14 protein-coding genes are annotated in these 15,800 nt (G+C 75.3%); 10 read left to right on the forward strand and 4 right to left on the reverse strand.

The window, feature by feature from the left end; genetic code table 11:
* Window position 1: 1 nt before the first annotated feature.
* Entirely contained in the window at window positions 2-739 is a 738-nt protein-coding gene (locus AB0E19_RS02990) for a helix-turn-helix domain-containing protein (RefSeq protein ID WP_362172168.1), read from the reverse strand.
* A gap of 205 nt (window positions 740-944) precedes the next feature.
* Here AB0E19_RS02990 and AB0E19_RS02995 point away from each other — a divergent pair, with 205 nt between their 5' ends.
* A complete protein-coding gene (locus AB0E19_RS02995; RefSeq protein WP_362172171.1) occupies window positions 945-2,579 on the forward strand; it encodes an amidohydrolase in 1,635 nt (544 codons plus the stop codon).
* A gap of 15 nt (window positions 2,580-2,594) precedes the next feature.
* Here AB0E19_RS02995 and AB0E19_RS03000 read toward each other — a convergent pair whose 3' ends face one another.
* Window positions 2,595-3,737, reverse strand: coding sequence for a LacI family DNA-binding transcriptional regulator (locus tag AB0E19_RS03000; protein WP_362172174.1), 1,143 nt, complete (start codon window positions 3,735-3,737; stop codon window positions 2,595-2,597).
* 142 nt (window positions 3,738-3,879) lie between these two features.
* Between AB0E19_RS03000 and AB0E19_RS03005 the strand changes: the two genes are divergently transcribed.
* From AB0E19_RS03005 to AB0E19_RS03025, 5 genes are read left to right on the forward strand one after another with little or no spacing between them, the layout of a single operon-like run.
* Window positions 3,880-5,517: an ABC transporter substrate-binding protein gene (locus tag AB0E19_RS03005; RefSeq protein WP_362172177.1), complete on the forward strand. Its 1,638-nt coding sequence runs from the start codon at window positions 3,880-3,882 to the stop codon at window positions 5,515-5,517.
* Window positions 5,514-6,467 (forward strand): ABC transporter permease, encoded by a 954-nt coding sequence (locus AB0E19_RS03010; protein WP_362172180.1) that lies wholly within the window; start codon window positions 5,514-5,516, stop codon window positions 6,465-6,467. Before AB0E19_RS03005 ends, AB0E19_RS03010 begins: the two co-directional genes overlap by 4 nt.
* Window positions 6,464-7,342, forward strand: a complete 879-nt coding sequence (locus tag AB0E19_RS03015) for an ABC transporter permease (RefSeq protein ID WP_362172183.1) — start codon at window positions 6,464-6,466, stop codon at window positions 7,340-7,342. Before AB0E19_RS03010 ends, AB0E19_RS03015 begins: the two co-directional genes overlap by 4 nt.
* Window positions 7,339-8,322: an ABC transporter ATP-binding protein gene (locus tag AB0E19_RS03020; protein ID WP_362172186.1), complete on the forward strand. Its 984-nt coding sequence runs from the start codon at window positions 7,339-7,341 to the stop codon at window positions 8,320-8,322. The genes AB0E19_RS03015 and AB0E19_RS03020 overlap by 4 nt, the downstream gene beginning before the upstream one ends.
* A gap of 35 nt (window positions 8,323-8,357) precedes the next feature.
* Complete coding sequence (locus tag AB0E19_RS03025; RefSeq protein ID WP_362172345.1) at window positions 8,358-9,122, forward strand: ATP-binding cassette domain-containing protein; 765 nt, start codon at window positions 8,358-8,360, stop codon at window positions 9,120-9,122.
* A gap of 42 nt (window positions 9,123-9,164) precedes the next feature.
* On the opposite strand, the gene AB0E19_RS03030 is transcribed toward AB0E19_RS03025, so the two are convergent.
* The gene (locus tag AB0E19_RS03030) at window positions 9,165-10,637 is read right to left on the reverse strand and encodes an alpha/beta fold hydrolase (RefSeq protein WP_362172189.1); all 1,473 of its coding nucleotides are present in this window, start codon (window positions 10,635-10,637) and stop codon (window positions 9,165-9,167) included.
* A 111-nt stretch (window positions 10,638-10,748) separates the two neighbouring features.
* Here AB0E19_RS03030 and AB0E19_RS03035 point away from each other — a divergent pair, with 111 nt between their 5' ends.
* A complete protein-coding gene (locus AB0E19_RS03035) occupies window positions 10,749-11,663 on the forward strand; it encodes a MerR family transcriptional regulator (RefSeq protein WP_362172192.1) in 915 nt (304 codons plus the stop codon).
* 104 nt (window positions 11,664-11,767) lie between these two features.
* Entirely contained in the window at window positions 11,768-12,589 is an 822-nt protein-coding gene (locus AB0E19_RS03040) for a VOC family protein (protein WP_362172195.1), read from the forward strand.
* Between the two features lie 82 nt (window positions 12,590-12,671).
* On the opposite strand, the gene AB0E19_RS03045 is transcribed toward AB0E19_RS03040, so the two are convergent.
* On the reverse strand, window positions 12,672-14,120 hold the full coding sequence (locus AB0E19_RS03045; RefSeq protein WP_362172198.1) for an MFS transporter: 1,449 nt from the start codon (window positions 14,118-14,120) through the stop codon (window positions 12,672-12,674).
* Window positions 14,121-14,288: 168 nt separating this feature from the next.
* On the opposite strand from AB0E19_RS03045, the gene AB0E19_RS03050 reads away from it, so the two are divergent.
* The gene (locus AB0E19_RS03050) at window positions 14,289-14,744 is read left to right on the forward strand and encodes a MarR family transcriptional regulator (RefSeq protein ID WP_360611139.1); all 456 of its coding nucleotides are present in this window, start codon (window positions 14,289-14,291) and stop codon (window positions 14,742-14,744) included.
* A gap of 152 nt (window positions 14,745-14,896) precedes the next feature.
* Window positions 14,897-15,760 (forward strand): DUF4344 domain-containing metallopeptidase, encoded by an 864-nt coding sequence (locus AB0E19_RS03055; RefSeq protein WP_362172200.1) that lies wholly within the window; start codon window positions 14,897-14,899, stop codon window positions 15,758-15,760.
* The last annotated feature ends 40 nt before the right edge of the window (window positions 15,761-15,800 follow it).

The raw sequence follows: 15,800 nt of genomic DNA on the forward strand, positions 1-15,800 counted from the left end.
GTCAAGAGCCGCTCCTCCGGGCCCGTTTCGGGCTTCCCGCCGCGTCCGGGTGCAGCGTCTCCAGGGCCGTCAGCATGAGCTCCAGGGCGAACGGATAGCCGCTGTCGCGCATGTCGGCGACGAGGAGGGGGAACGTCGCCGCGACGTGCGGATGGGTCTCGGCCGGGAGGCGGCCGTACACCTGCCCCCAGACCTCGCGGTCCGCCTCGCCCGCCGCCTCCGGCAGCGCGGCGGCGGCCGCGTCCTGGGCGGCGAAGGCCAACGCCTGGTCCACGAAGGCGTGGTAGACGCGGACCGCCAGCGGGTCGGGGAAGCCGCCGTCCCGCAGGATGCCGAGGATCTTCTCGACCGCCCGCGTCTCGTGCGGGCGGCCGGTCGTGCGGTGCGCGGCCAGCAGGGCGGCCTGCGGCTGGGCGACGTAGGACCCGTGGATGCGCAGGCCCATCGCCCGCAGGTCGGTCCGCCAGTCCCCGGTCGCTTCCCAGCCCTCCTGCGCCCGCCCGATGACCTCGTCGGCGATCGCGAGGAGCAGGGCGTCGGTGTTGCGGAAGTAGCGGTAGAGGGCGCTGGGGTCGGCGCCGAGGGCCGCGCCCAGTCGGCGTACGGAGAGGGCTTCGGCGCCGTGCTGGGCCACCAGGCGCAGTGCGGTGTCGACGATGAGCCGTTCGGAGAGGACGGCACCCTGCTTGGTGGGGCGGCGGCGCTGCCTGCTGCCTTCGGGGACGACGCGTGCGGACATGGCCGGGACCTTACGTCAACACCATTGACGTGTAAACGGCTCGCGGGCTTCCATGGCGCCCGTCAGCCGTGCGGCGGCGCCGGTGCGATCCGGTGGCCGCGCCCGGCCGGACTCCGTCCGACGCCCGCCGCGCGGCACCCCTCGCCCGCCGGCCGTCGTCGTCCGCCCCGCGCCCTCCCCGGCGCGGCCGCACAAGGGAGCTGGTATGCCCCAGGCCGATCTGGTCTTCACCGGAGGCCCCGTCCTCACCCTGGATCCGGCACGGAGCCGGGCCACGTCGCTCGCCGTCTCCGGCGACCGGATCACGGCCGTCGGCCACGACGAGGTGCGCGAGCTGATCGGCCCCGGCACCGAGGTGGTGGACCTGGCCGGCCGGCTGCTGCTGCCCGGTTTCCAGGACGCCCACATCCACGCGGTCGGCGGCGGCGCAGAGCTCGCCGAGTGCGACCTCACCGAGAGCGTCGACGTGGCGGACTACCTGGCGAGGATCCGCGCGTACGCCGAGGCCCACCCCGACCGGGAGTGGGTCACCGGCGGCGGCTGGTCGATGGAGAGCTTCGCGGGCGGCCTGCCGACCCGTCAGCTGCTCGACTCGGTCGTCCCCGACCGCCCCGTCCTGCTGTCGAACCGCGACCACCACGGCGCCTGGGCGAACACCCGGGCCCTGGAGCTGGCCGGGCTGACCGCCGGCACCCCGGACCCGGCGGACGGCCGGATCGAGCGGGAGGCCGACGGCACGCCGAGCGGCATGCTCCAGGAGGGCGCGACCGGCCTGGTCTCCCGCCTGGTGCCGGCGAGCACCCCGGAGGACCGGCTCGCGGGGCTGCTGCGGGCGCAGCGGCTGCTGCACTCGCTGGGCGTGACGGGCTGGCAGGACGCCCTGCTCGGCTCGTTCAACGGCATGCCGGACCCGTCGGACGCCTATCTGACGGCGGCCGAGGACGGTTCGCTGACCGCCCGGGTGACGGGCGCGCTGTGGTGGGACCGCGAGCGCGGGGCCGAGCAGATCCCCGAACTGGTCGACCGACGCAAGCAGTTGACCTCGGGGCTGTTCCGCGCCGGCTCGGTCAAGATCATGCAGGACGGGATCGCGGAGAACTTCACGGCCGCGATGACCACCCCGTACCTCGACGGCTGCGGCTGCGCGACCGGCAACACCGGGCTCAGCTTCGTCGACCCCGGGGCGCTGCTCGGGTACGTCGCCGAGCTCGACGCGCTCGACTTCCAGGTGCACTTCCACGCCCTCGGCGACCGTGCGGTGCGGGAGGCGCTGGACGCGGTCGAGGCGGCGATCGCGGCCAACGGCCGACGCGGCAACCGCCACCACCTCGCCCACCTCCAGGTGGTGCACCCCGCCGACGTGCCCCGGTTCGCCGCGCTCGGCGCCATCGCCAACATCCAGCCGCTGTGGGCGGCGCACGAGCCGCAGATGGACGAGCTCACCATCCCGTTCCTCGGCGAGGAGCGGGCGGCCTGGCAGTACCCGTTCGGCTCGCTGCTGCGGTCGGGGGCGACCCTGGCGGCGGGCAGCGACTGGCCGGTCTCCAGCCCGAACCCGCTGGAGGGCATCCACGTGGCCGTGAACCGGCGCGGCCCGGAGTCCCCCGACGGCAGGGTCTTCTACCCGGAGGAGCGCATCGACCTGCTCTCCGCCCTCACCGCGTACACGGCCGGCGCCGCGCACGTGAACGGCCACGACGACGCGGGCAGCCTGACGGCCGGCCACCTCGCCGACCTCGTCGTCCTCGACCGGGACGTACTGACCGCACCGGCCGACGAGATCGCCGAGGCGCGGGTGGAACGGACGTACGTCGGCGGCCGGCCGGTGTACGAGGCCTAGGCCGTCTCGTCCGGATCATGCCGGGCTCGCCCGCACCGACGACCCCCGCACCTCCAGCCGCACCGGCACCAGCGCCCCGCCCGTCTCCTCCAGCCCCTCCTCCAGTACGGCGATGAGGTGGGCGATCCCCGCCTCGGCGACCGCGTCGGGGCGGAGGCTCAGGGTGGTCACCGGCGGCTGGGTGTGGACGGCGGTCTCGTCCTCGCTGACGCAGACGAGGAGGAGGTCGCCGGGCACGTCGTAGCCGTGGCGGCGGGCCGCGTCCAGGACGAGCGGCGGGCTGGCCTCGGCGACCAGCAGGAGGGCGTCGGGGCGGTCGGGTCCGGTGCCCAGGGCGGTCTCCACCGCCTGGATCACCGGTCCGTTGCCGGGCTCGGCGGCGCGTACGGTCAGCTCCGGCAGCCCGCGTGCGGCGCACCAGGCCCGGTGCGCGGCGTCCACCTCGCGGTGGAAGCGGGTGGTGCTGTCCGGGACGACGAGGACCGGGCGGCGGGCGCCCTGGGCGTGGAAGTGGTCCAGGACCTGGCCGACGGCGTCCGCCGCGTCGACGTCCACCCAGTGGGCGCCGGGCCGGCCCTCCACGGACCGGTCGCTGAAGACCGGGATGCGGGCGGCCAGCAGGTCCTCGACGATCCGGTCGTCGGCGACGGGGTCGGCGACGACCACGGCGTCGAGGGGCAGCGCCGCCCACTCGCTCTGCAGAGAGCCGGCGGGCAGCAGCACCACCGCGTAGCCGCGCGCGAGCGCGGTGGCGGCGGTGGCGCCGGTGAGCCGGGCGAAGTACGGCGACTCCAGGAAGGTCCACGGGGTGTCGGCCAGTTCGCCGACCACGTAGCCGATGAGCCGGGCCCGTCCCGCGCGCAGCTGGCGCGCGGTGGCGTTGGGCCGGTAGCCCATGCGGCGCGCGGTCTCGCGGGCCTTCTCCCGGACCTCGGGGGAGAGCCGGCCGGTGCCGTTCAGGGCCGCGGACACGGTGGTCTTGGAGAGGCCGGCCTCGCGGGCGACGTCGACGAGCCGGACGCGCGGTGCGGACCGTGGGGCCGGCGCGGCCCCCCGGCCGCTTCCCGGGCCCCGTCCACCGCTTCCGCCGCCACCCCACCCCGCGACCTGCCCACCGCGTTCCGGGGTCGCTCCGTCATGCTCTGAGGCTTCGGTCATGGTGCTGATGCTGCCACCCCTCTGACCTTGGGAAAACCGTTCCCGCAAACCCGCTGGAACTCTTGTGCGGGAACGTTCCCGCATCAATACTCGCTCCATCCCCCCAGCGCCCGTCACTACACCCGTAAAGGGGTGGGTCTGCATGCGTACGCCCAGATTCATCGCATTCGTCTGTACCGCCGCCGTCGCGGCCTCCCTCACCGCCTGCTCCGGGGCCACGCAGCCGCGGCCGGGCACCGGCGGCGGAGCCGACTACACGGTCTCCCCCACCTCGCCCGCCGCCGAGGGCCCGCTCGACTCCTTCACGTGGTCGCTCTACGCGGAGCCGTACACCCTCGACTACGCCCTGGCGTACGACTACCCGCCGAACACCGTCCTCGCCAACGTCTGCGAGCAGCTGCTGCGGGTCACCCCCGACCTCAGGATCGAGCCCGGTCTCGCGGTGAAGTGGGCGCGGCCCGACCCGCGCACCCTCGTCTACACCCTGCGGCCCGGCGTGAAGTTCCACGACGGCACGACGATGACCGCGGACGACGTCGTCGCCTCCCTGAAGCGGCAGATGGACCCGGCCACCGGCTCCCCGTGGGGCTCCGCCTTCAAGACCGTCGACGCCATCGAGAAGACGGGCCCGCTGGAGGTGACGATCCGGCTCGGCAAGGCCGACGCGCTCTTCCACGAGCTGCTCGCCGCCTCCCCCGGCACCGTCGTCAGCGCCGCCTCCCTCGCGAAGGAGGGGAAGGACTACGGCACCCCCGAGGGCCGGCTGAACTGCACCGGCCCCTTCTCCCTGGAGAAGTGGGCGCAGGGCGACAGCATCACCCTGAAGAAGAACGCCGACTACTGGGACGAGAAGCTCGTCCCGAAGTCGGAGTCGGTGAAGTTCACCTTCATCGAGGACGCCGCGGCCCGCGCCAACGCCTTCCTCTCCGGCACCGCCGACGGCGGCTACCTGGTGCCGTCCTCCTCCTTCGCGCAGCTGCGCACCAGCGGCAAGGGCTCGCTCCTCTTCGGTCCCAACACGGCCGCCGCCGACCTCGCGGTCACGAACTTCAAGGGCACCCTCGGCGACCTGCGGGTCCGCCGCGCGCTGTCGATGGCGCTCGACCGCAAGAACATCGTCAAGGCCGCCGCCGGCGGGGTGGGCGTACCCGCCAAGGCTCCCGCCGCACGCGGCGCCTGGTCGCTCGTCCCGGAGAAGACGGCGGCGCTCCACGACACGCTGCCCGAGCCCGCCTACGACGTGCCGGGCGCGAAGAAGCTGATCGAGGAGGCCGGCGCCACCGGCAGGAAGGTGACCATCGCGACCAGTTCGCTGGCTCCCGAGATCAGCGTCGTCGCCAACGCCGTGCAGGCGGCCGGCCGCCAGATCGGCCTGGACGTGAAGCTCCAGCCGGTCTCCCCGGACGCGTACAGCAACCTCTTCGTGGACCCGGCCGCCCGCGACGGGCTCGACCTCGTCGTCACCAACGGCTACGACAACACCCCGGACCCGCTGGAGTTCTACCAGTACCTGCGCACCGGGGACTTCGGGAACTACGGCAACTGGTCCAACGCCGAGTACGACCTCGCCTTCGACCGCGCCAACACCGAGTACGACCCCGCCAAGCGCACCGAACTGACCGCCGACGTGCAGGAGATCGCCCTGCGGGAGCTGCCGGTCATCCCGGTGTACGAGGCGCCGTACTCGGTCTTCCTCGGCAAGCGGATCACCGGCGCGCCGACCGGCATCGCCCAGCTCTACTACCCGTGGGCCGCGACGATCGGGGCCTCTCGGTCATGACCCGCTTCCTCGTCGGCCGGCTCCTCGGCCTGGTGGCGGTGCTGTTCGTGACCTCGGTCGTCGTCTTCGGCACCGTGCACCTCGCCCCCGGCGACCCGGTCACCTTCCTGCTGCACGGCCGCCCGGCGACCCCCGAGGCCGTGGCGGCGCTGCGCGCCGAGCACCATCTGGACGAGCCGCTGGTGGTCCAGTACGGCAGGTGGCTGGGGGGCGTCCTCGGCGGCGACCTCGGCCGCTCTGCCCAGTACCACCAGGACGTCACCGCGCTCCTCGGTTCCCGGCTGCCCGGCACCGCCCTGCTCGTCGGGTACGCGGCGCTGCTCGTCGCCGTCCTCGGCGTCGGCGCCGGCATCCTCGCCGCGCTCCGCCCGGGCCCGGTCGACAAGACCGTCCTCATCGGCACGGGCGTGGCCACCGCCACCCCGTCCTTCGTCACCGCGATCGCGCTGGTCTCGGTCTTCTCGGTGCAGCTGGGCTGGTTCCCCGGGCCGGGCGGCGGGGCCGCCGAGGGCCTGGGGCCCCGGCTCCACCAGCTGACGCTGCCGGCCTTCGCGCTCGCCCTCACCTTCGCGGGCCTGCTCGCCCGGGTCACGCGCTCGGCCATGCTGGACGAACTGGGGCGCGAGCACGTGGAGGTGGCCCGCGCCCGGGGCGTCGCCGGCCGGACCGTGGTCCGCCGGCACGTGCTGCGCAACGCGCTGGGCCCGGTCGTCACCGTCGGCGGCACCATGCTCGCCGGCCTGCTGATCAGCACCGCCATCGTGGAGACCGCCTTCGACGTGCCCGGCCTCGGGTCGCTGCTCGTGCAGTCGGTGACCTCCCAGGACTTCGCGGTCGTGCAGGCGGTCACCCTGCTCAGCGTGACGGCGTTCGTCCTCGTCAACCTCGCGGTCGACCTCCTCGCCCCCCTCATCGACCCCCGTCTCTCCCCCGGGGAAGGCTCCTCATGACCACCACCCTCACCACGGTGCCGTACCGCAGGCCCGGCCTGCGGAGGCTGCGCCTCCTCGGGCAGGGTCCGCTGTTCACGGCCTCGGTCGCGGTGCTCGCCGCACTCGTCCTCGTCGCCGTGTGCGCCCCGCTGCTCGCCCCGTACGACCCCGAGGCCCTGGACCTGGGAGCCAGCCTGGTCGGCACCTCCGGCGACCACCTCCTCGGCACCGACCAGTCCGGGCGCGACATCCTGTCCCGGCTGCTGCACGGCGCCCGCACGGGCCTCCTCGGACCGCTCCTCGTGGTCGCCGTCTCCACCCTGCTCGGGACCCTGCTCGGCGTGGTGGCGGCCTGGCGCGGCGGCTGGACGGACACGCTCCTGTCCCGGGCGATGGACCTGGTCTTCTCGGTCCCCGGGCTGATGATGGCGATCCTGCTCGTCGCCGTCACCGGCCCGGGCATGACCGCCCCGGTGATCGCCATGGCCGTCGCGTACACCCCGTACGTGGGACGGCTCGTGCGCGGCATCGCCCGGCAGGAGAAGGCGCGGCCGTACGTCGAGGCGTACGTGGTGCAGGGCTGGTCCGGCTGGACGGTGTGCGTCCGGCATCTGCTGCCGAACATCGCGCCGACGGTCTTCGCGCAGTCGGCGATGAACTTCGGCTACGCGCTGATGGACCTGGCGGCCCTGTCGTTCCTCGGCTTCGGCGTGCAGCCGCCGACGGCCGACTGGGGCGCCATGATCAACGAAGGCCAGGGCGCCGTGCTCCAGGGCGCGATGCTGCCGGCGCTCGCGCCGTCCGTGTGCGTCGTGCTCGCGGTGGTCGCCTTCGGCATCGTCGGCGAGGGCCTCGCCGACCGCATCGCCCGTCGGGAGAAGGGAACCCCATGACCCACCAGACACCCCCTCCCGTCCTGGAGATCGACGGCCTCGGACTCCGGCTCCCGGGCGACCGGGCCGCCCGGCCCGTCCTCGACGGCGTCAGCCTGACCGTGCGCGCCGGGGAGACGGTCGGCCTGGTCGGCGAGTCCGGCTCCGGCAAGTCCGTCGCCTGCCGCAGCGTCCTCGGTCTGCTGCCGCAGGGCTCCCGTACCACCGGGCAGGTCCGGGTGAACGGCGCCGACGTCCTCACCATGGACCGGGCGCGGCTCGCCGCGCTGCGGGCCCGGGAGGTCGCGATGGTCTTCCAGGACCCGCGCGCCTCCGTCAATCCGCTGCGCCGCGTCGGCGACTTCCTCACCGAGGGCCTGCGGGCCTCCGGCACCCCGGCGGCGAAGGCCACCGCGCGCGCCGAGGAGCTCCTCGGCGCGGTCGGCATCCGGGACCCGCGCGGGGCGCTGCGCCGCCACCCTCACCAGTTCTCCGGCGGCATGCTCCAGCGGGTCGTGATCGCCGCGGCGCTCGCCGCGGAGCCGGCGCTGCTGGTCGCCGACGAACCGACCACCGCCCTGGACGTCACCACCCAGGCCGAGGTCATCTCGATCCTGGCGCGGCTGCGGGCCGAGCGGGGCACCGGCATGCTCTTCGTCACCCACGACCTGGAGCTGGCCTCGGCGATCTGCGACCGGGTGTACGTGATGTACGCGGGCCGGATCGTGGAGACCCGGTCCACCGACGAGCTGTTCGACCGCCCCCGCCACCCCTACACCGCGGGCCTGCTGGCCTGCACGCCCCGGATCGAGGCGGGCGCGCCCGCGCCGCGCGCGATCCCGGGCCGTCCGGTGTCGCTGGCGGAGGCCCCCCAGGGCTGCGCGTTCGCCGCGCGCTGCGCGCACGCGGTGGCGCGGTGCGACGAGGAGAAGCCCGAACTGGCACGCCACGGCGAGGGTTTCGCCGCGTGCCTCCGTGCCGACGAAGGGATCGCGCTGTGACGACGGCGACGCAGAAGGGCCTCGTCGTCGAGGACCTGCGGAAGCGGTACGGCGACCATCTCGCGGTCGACGGCGTGTCGTTCACGCTCCCGGCGGGAGGGTCGCTGGCGATCGTCGGCGAGTCCGGCAGCGGCAAGACGACCACGGTGCGGATGCTGGTCGGTCTGGAGCGGGCCGACGCCGGCACGGTCCGGCTCGACGGCCGGGACCGTTCGGCCCGCGCGCGGGGACGGGCCGAACGGCTCGCCCGGGCACGGGAGATCCAGATGGTCTTCCAGGACCCGTACCTCTCGCTCGACCCGCGGATCCCGGTGCGCGGCTGCCTCGACGAGGTGCTGCGCCTGCACACCTCGCTGGACGCCGCCGCCCGCGGGGCGCGGGTCGCCGACCTGCTCGACCGGGTCGGGCTCGGCGCGCGGGAGGCGGCGGCGCTGCCGCGCGGGCTCTCCGGCGGTCAGCGCCAGCGCGTCGCGATCGCCCGCGCGCTGGCGGTGGAGCCCCGGGTGCTCGTGCTCGACGAGGCGGTCGCCGCGCTCGACGTGTCGATCCAGGCGCAGATCCTGGAACTGCTGCGGGAGATCCGCCGCGAGGCCGGCATCGGCTACCTCTTCGTCACCCACGACCTGGCGGTGGTGCGGCACGTCGCGGACGACGTGCTCGTCCTCAGGTCGGGCCGGGTGGTGGAGTCCGGTTCGGTCGACCGTGTCCTCGGCTCTCCCGAACACCCCTACACTCGGCTCCTGTTGGGTTCGGTGCCGCGAAGGGGCTGGGACCCGGACCGCGCGGCCGGCCGGGCGTGAGCTCGTGGTGCCGTCGGGGGGCGGCACCACGATCCCGGCCCGTCATTCCACGCCGGTCACCCGGCTCAGCACGGCCCGGACGGCGCGGCCGACGGCGTCCCGTGAGGCGTCGGTGCGGTCGAGGGCCTCGAAGCCGTGCCGGCCGTCGGGCACGTCGACGATCTCGACGTCCGTGCCGTGCTTCCCGGCGGCGGCGAGGAATTCCTCCACCGTCGCCGCGAACGCCGGGTGTTCCCTTCCGGCGCGCACCAGGACCACGGGCAGCGGCCCGGCGCCGGCGAGCGCGTCGACGGGCCGGAAGCGCGACTCGACGGTCTCCCAGCCGGGCGGGGCGGCGAGGACGGGGTAGGAGAGGGCGAGGCAGCGCAGCCACGGCGGGGGCGACGCCAGCCAGTGGGCGGCGAGCAGACCGCCGCCGGAGAAGATCCAGAGCGCGATGCGGTCCGGGTCGACCCGGGGGTGGGCGCGGAGCCGTTCGAGGGCCTCGGTGACGTCGCCGGCGGCGCGGGCGTAGTCGGTGAGGGCGTACAGCCGGTGGTCGACGGTGGCGCCGACGACGCCGAGGCCGGCCAGGTGGCGGGCGTAGCCCCGGTAGAAGGGGGTGTCGCGCGGGGTGGGGACGCGGTCGGCGTCGACGGGGCCGCCGTGGACGAGGAGGACGGCCGGCCACCGTCCTTCGGCGTCGGGGGCGTACACGTCGAGGCGTTCGTACCGCTCGTACGGCACTTCCTGCGTGGGCAGCAGGAACTCCTGCTGTTCGTAAGAGGGTTGTTCGTCGCCGAGGGTGATGCGGCGGCCCTCGCCCGAGGCGGCACGCCGCAGCAGGTCGGCGAGTTCGCCCGGGTGGGAGAGCATCGGCCAGTGTCCGGCGGCGAGTTCGAGGAAGGCGTAGCCGGGGCCGGCCAGTTTCCGGAAGCGCGGCGGGCCGGTGCGGACCAGCATCTCGACGACGTCGACGCCCGGTCCGTCGCCGGTGCACATGACCGCGGCGGCGGGCACCCGGTCGAGGTCTCCGCCGAGCCGGAGGGGTTCGGTGAGGGTGCGGGCCGGCTGCGGCACCGCGAGCCGGTCCAGGCGGTCCAGGTCCTCGGCGGAGAGTCCGTCGAGACTCCCCCAGCGCGCCCACTCCGGGCCCCGGGGCGGCGGCAGCGGCGAGGTGTCGTGGCCGAGCCGGGCGCGGACCTCCTCGTCGCGGACGAGGAGCAGGGCGGGGTCCCCGTCCGAGGGGAGCCCGGCGGCGACGTACACCACCCGGGAGACGCGGTCCGCCCGCCGGTCGGCGGCGCCGAGGACGGGGTGGATGCCGTAGTCGTGTCCGACGAGGACGACGTCCGGCTCGTCGATCCGGTCGAGGAGCGCGGTCAACTCCCCCACGTGCGTGCCGAGTCCGGCGTCCGCACCGCCGTCCAGGGTCACCGGGTGCACGGCGTCCCCCGCTTCCCGCAGCCGCTCCGCGACCCCGTCCCACACCCATCCGCCGGTGAACGCGCCCCCCACCAGTACGAACGCCGTCATCGTCGCCTCCTCGCGTCTCGCGGCCCCAGCGGCCTCCGGCAGACTAGGAACTCCCCCTGGGGGAGATTCCACCCCGGACACGGGGGCCGGGGCAGGCGGCGGAGGTGCGGGGTGGCGGGCGCGGACGACGGGACGTGGAGCATCGGCGAGCTGGCGGGCCGGGCCGGGGTGACGGTGAAGACGGTCCGGTACTACTCGGACCGGGGGCTGCTGCCGGAGGCCGGGCGCAGTGGCGGCGGTCACCGGCGGTACGGCCCCGGGGCGCTGGCCCGGCTGCGGGAGATCCGCTCGCTGCGCGCGCTCGGCCTCGCCGTGCCGGAGGTGGCGCGGGCCCTCGAGGACGAGGGCCGGCTCGCGGACGTGGTGGCCGGGGAGCTGCGGGGCGTGGCGCGCGAGCGGGCGGCCCTGGCGTGGCGGGAGGCGTCGCTGCGGCTCCTCGCGGAGTGCGAGGGTCCCGAACGCGCCGAGCTGCTGCCCCTGCTGGGGGCGGGTCCGCTGCCTCCGGACACGGACGCGGTGGTCCGCTTCTGGCGTCGCTCGCTCCCGGTGCGGCTGCCGTCGCCGCTGGTGGCCCGGGTCCTGGACGAGGTGGTGCCGCTGCCGCCGGACGACCCGACGCCCGCCCAGGTGCGTGCGTTCGCCCTGCTGCGCGGCCTGGTCTCGGATCCGCGCCCGGAGCGGGCGCCGGGCCCGCCGCTGCCGGGCGAGCGCTACCGGGCGGCGGTCCTGTACGAGGGGCTGGCGGAGGCGTACGACCTGGCGGGGGCGGAGGTGCTGGCGGGCCGGCCGCCGGCCGGCCGCGGCGTCCTGGACTGCTTCGCCGAGGCGTACGCCCGTGCCCTCGGGGAGCCCGACTCCCCGGCCTTCCGCGAGCGCCTCGTCGGCCTGCTGGCCCGGGAGGAGACGACGGTGATGGCCCGCTACTGGAAGCTGGCCGCCCTCCTCCTCCCGCCGGACCGGCCGCCCCTGGGCCTGCTGCACCACCACCTCTCGCAGGCCCTGGCGGAGCCCTTCGCCGCCGCCTGAGGGGCGGGGCCGTCAGGGTGACATGGGGTGTGCGGGGCCCCGGGCCGGGGAAGGCGCGCGGCGTGGCGTCCGGGCGGCGGACGCTCGGTCGAGGAGGTGGTCCGGTGACGGGGCCGACGACGGCGGAGGCGCTGGGCGCGCCGTGCTGGCTGAGTCTGGCGACGCGGGATCTGGGCGCGGCGGAGCGGTTCTACGGCGCGGTGCTGGGCTGGACGTTCCGGCCGGGCAGGCTGGAGGCGAGCTCGGCGTACGCGGTGGGCGAGCGGGACGGGGTTCCGGTCGCGGGGATCGCCGCCCTGGCGGCCGAGCTGGCGGTGCCGGTGGCGTGGACGGTGTTCTTCGCGGTGGAGGACGCGGACGCGGCGGTGGCGCGGATCCGGGAGCGGGGCGGCACGGTGGGCGTGGGCCCGGTGGCGTACCCGCCGCAGGGGCGGGTGGCGCTGGCCACGGACCGGGACGGCGCGGCGTTCGCGGTGTGGGAGGGGCGCCTGGTGTCGCGTTGGCACGTGGGTGAGCGGGGCGCCCCGGCGTGGGTGGAGCTGCACACCCGGGACGCCTTCGACGCGGCCGTGTTCTACGGCGGGGTGCTGCGCTGGACGGAGGACGCGCCCGGCTGCTGCGAGACCTCGTACGAGGAGGACCGGGTGGTGCTGCGCCGTGACGGGGTGGCGGTGGCGCGGCTCGACAGCGGTCCGGTGGAGGCGGCCTCGCCCCGGCCGCAGTTGCGGCCGCGCTGGCTGGTGCGGTTCCGGGTGCCGGACGTGACGGCCTCGGTGGCGGCGGTGACGGAGCACGGCGGTCTGGTGGTGCCGGGCGGCGAGTGGGGCGGCGCCCGGGAGCCGGAGGCCGGCGGGGACGGGCGCCGGGTGGTGGTGCGGGACCCGGACGGGGCGCTGTTCACGCTGGAGGCGGACGGGACGCGGTGAGCGGTACGGGTACGGGTACGGGGCCGGTGGCCACGTACCCGTACCCGACTCCGCGTACGGCCCGGGCGCGGGCGGCGCGGGCTCAGGCGGCGCGGGCGGCCTGCGGGGCGGGGGTCTCGTCGGGGGTGTCCGCGGCGGGGGTGTGCCGGGCCGGGATGAGGGCGGCGACGAGCGAGGCGAGGAGGGCGACGCCGGCGCCGATGAGCAGGGCGGCCCGGAAGCCGTCCTCGGACGGCAGGGCGTGGCCGCCGAGGGTGGTGGTCATCTGGGCGAGGACGACACCGATGACGGCCGCGGAGACCGAGGTGCCGATGGACCGCATCAGGGTGTTGAAGCTGTTGGCGGAGGCGGTCTCCTCGGCGGGCACGGAGCCCATGATGAGCGCGGGCATCGCCCCGTACGCCAGGCCGACGCCGGTGTTGCAGATCAGGGTGACGACGAGCAGGCCCCAGGTGGAGCCCATCAGGGCGAGCGAGGAGGCGTAGCCGGCGGAGATGACGAGGGCGCCGACGGAGAGGGTGACCTTGGGGCCGCGGGCGGCGGACAGCTTGGCGCCGAGCGGGGCGAGCGCCATCATCGCGAGGCCCGCCGGCGCCATCCAGAGGCCCATCGCCATCATCGACTGGCCCAGGCCGTAGCCGGTGGCCTCGGGGAGCTGGAGGAGCTGCGGGACGACCAGCGACTGGGCGTACATGGCGAAGCCGACGAGCACCGAGGCGAGGTTGGTCAGCAGGACGACCGGGCGGGCGGTGACCCGCAGGTCGACGAGCGGGTCGCGGGTGCGCAGCTCCCAGAAGCCCCAGGCGAGGAGGACGACGGCGGCGGCGGCGAAGAGGCCGAGGGTGGTGGCGCTGCCCCAGCCCCAGGTCGCGCCCTTGGAGACGGCGAGCAGCAGGGAGACGAGACCGGCGCCGAGGCCGAGGGCGCCGGGCAGGTCGAAGCGGCCGGGGTTCGGGTGGCGGCGGCCGGCCGGGACGAGCCGGTGGACGAGGACGGCGACGACGGCGCTGAGGCCGGCGGCGACCCAGAAGAGGACGCGCCAGCTGGCGTGTTCGGCGACGGCGGCGGAGAACGGCAGGCCGAGGGCGCCGCCGACGCCCATGGAGGCGCTCATGAGGGCGATGGAGCCGCCGAGCCGCTCGGGCGGCAGGACGTCCCTGAGCAGGCTGATGCCGACGGGGACGATGCCCATGCCGAGGCCCTGGAGACCGCGGCCGACGATCATCGGGACGACGGAGTCGGCGAGGGCGCAGACGACGGAGCCCGCGACGAGGGGGACGGTGGAGGCGAGCAGCACGGTCCGCTTGCCGAGGGTGTCGCCGAGGCGGCCGGCGACGGGGGTGGCGACGGCGGCGGCGAGGAGGGTGGCGGTGATCACCCAGGAGGCGTCGTCGGCGCCGGTGCCCAGGAGACGCGGCAGGTCGCCGATGAGCGGCACCACGAGGGTCTGCATGAGTGCCGCCACGATGCCGGCGAAGGCGAGGACGCCGACGACGCCTCCGGGGCGTACGTCGGTCTGGGCGCGGTCCACGGGTGTCTCCCTGAGGTCTGGAGCGAATATCTGCGCATCACGGTTTGCGCATCACGATTTGTGCATCATGCACACTCAATGCATCATGCATAGCAAGTGCACGATGCACAAGTTATGCATGCCGCATACCACGCTCTCGCAGGGGAGAATGACCCCATGGACAAGCCCGTGGAGAAGCCCACCGACCGCGTCGAGTTCGAGACGATGCTGCTGAGCCGGCACTCGCACCTCCACGCGCCGCGCACCCGGGTCGGCGCCGGCGGCCTCGACCGCAGCGCGTACGTGCTCCTCACCCGGATCCGGATGCACGGGCCCATGTCCATCGGCCAGCTCACCGACGCCTTCGGGCTCGACGCCTCCACCCTCAACCGGCAGACGGCGGCGATGCTCCGCGCCGGGGTCGTGGAGCGCATCCCCGACCCGGAGGGCGGCATCGCCCGCAAGTTCCGCATCACGGAGGAGGGCGAGCGCCGACTGGAGGCCGACCGCTCCTTCAACATCGGCGGGCTCGAACGGATCATGGAGCACTGGTCCCCGGAGGACGTCGACACCTTCGCCGGCTTCCTGGAGCGCTTCAACCGGGACATCGAGCGCCTGGAGGGCCGCCCCTGGCCCCGGGGCTGAGGTTCGACCCCGGGGCCAGGGGCCCGGCGCCGGGGCCCCATGCCCGGGGCCCGGCGGCCCCCGGCTCACCCGTCCGGCGCCGCGGGCTCGCCCCCGGCACCCGCCGCGGCCAGGCTCGTCGGCAGGGACGCCCACGAGACGAGGTGCCGCCGATGCCCGCCGCAGCCCGCGTGCGCCGACTCGCCCCCGCCCTGACCGCGGTGGCTCTGCTCGCCGGCTGCGCCGCGACCCCGGCGGCGCCCTCCCAGGGCACGGGCCGGCTCGTCGTCGGGTACGAGCAGCCGCGCACCCCCGAGGAGCGCGCCGCCCGCGCGTTCCTGCGCGAGCGGCGGATCCTGGAGGACGCCGCCGCCTACGCGGACGCGCGGATCGCCCTGCCCCACGACGTGCCGCTGCGGGCCGCGCGCTGCGAGGCCCCCAACCCCTTCTGGTCCAAGACCACCGGGCGGATCACCTACTGCTACGGCTTCGTGGCCGACGCCCGGCGGGTCTTCGCCCGCGCCGCCGCCGACGGCGCCCCCGCGGAACGGACGCCCGTCGGCGACGACATCGACGAGGACGTCGTCGGCCTCTCCCACGGCGTCGTCTTCCACGAGCTCGGCCACGCCCTCGTCGACCTCTACGACCTGCCCGTCACCGGCCGCGAGGAGGACGCGGTCGACCAGCTGGCCGTCCTCCTGCTCGCCTCCGGCGACGAGCGCCACGCCGACTACGCGATCTCGACCGTCAACGCCTGGGGCGCGCTCTGGGCCGCGTCCGAGGGCGGCGACCCGGGGGTCGCCGCGTACTCCGACGTCCACTCCCTCGACGGGCAGCGCTTCTTCAACTGGGCCTGCTGGCTCTACGGCTCCGATCCCCGGCGGTTCACCGACGCGGTGGACGCGGAGGGGAACCCGGACGGGGTGCTCCCCCGCGACCGCGCCGCGCTCTGCCCGGCGGAGTACCGGCGCATCGACTCGTCCTGGCGCACCCTCCTGGCGCCGTACCTGAAGCGGAGCGGATCCCAGGGTCCCTGACCCGGCCGCGGTCCGGGCCGCCATCCTGACCGCCGTCCCG

This window comes from Streptomyces sp. NPDC047974 (genome assembly GCF_040653375.1).
GTDB lineage: Bacteria > Actinomycetota > Actinomycetes > Streptomycetales > Streptomycetaceae > Streptomyces.

What these genes read in the sequence shown, in the direction of transcription:
- AB0E19_RS03030 (WP_362172189.1), bottom strand. Translation starts at nt 10,637, where the DNA reads ATGACGGCGTTCGTACTGGTGGGGGGCGCGTTCACCGGCGGATGGGTG.
- AB0E19_RS03010 (WP_362172180.1), top strand. Translation starts at nt 5,514, where the DNA reads ATGACCCGCTTCCTCGTCGGCCGGCTCCTCGGCCTGGTGGCGGTGCTG.
- AB0E19_RS03000 (WP_362172174.1), bottom strand. Translation starts at nt 3,737, where the DNA reads ATGACCGAAGCCTCAGAGCATGACGGAGCGACCCCGGAACGCGGTGGG.
- AB0E19_RS02995 (WP_362172171.1), top strand. Translation starts at nt 945, where the DNA reads ATGCCCCAGGCCGATCTGGTCTTCACCGGAGGCCCCGTCCTCACCCTG.
- AB0E19_RS03005 (WP_362172177.1), top strand. Translation starts at nt 3,880, where the DNA reads ATGCGTACGCCCAGATTCATCGCATTCGTCTGTACCGCCGCCGTCGCG.
- AB0E19_RS03055 (WP_362172200.1), top strand. Translation starts at nt 14,897, where the DNA reads ATGCCCGCCGCAGCCCGCGTGCGCCGACTCGCCCCCGCCCTGACCGCG.
- AB0E19_RS02990 (WP_362172168.1), bottom strand. Translation starts at nt 739, where the DNA reads ATGTCCGCACGCGTCGTCCCCGAAGGCAGCAGGCAGCGCCGCCGCCCC.
- AB0E19_RS03020 (WP_362172186.1), top strand. Translation starts at nt 7,339, where the DNA reads ATGACCCACCAGACACCCCCTCCCGTCCTGGAGATCGACGGCCTCGGA.
- AB0E19_RS03015 (WP_362172183.1), top strand. Translation starts at nt 6,464, where the DNA reads ATGACCACCACCCTCACCACGGTGCCGTACCGCAGGCCCGGCCTGCGG.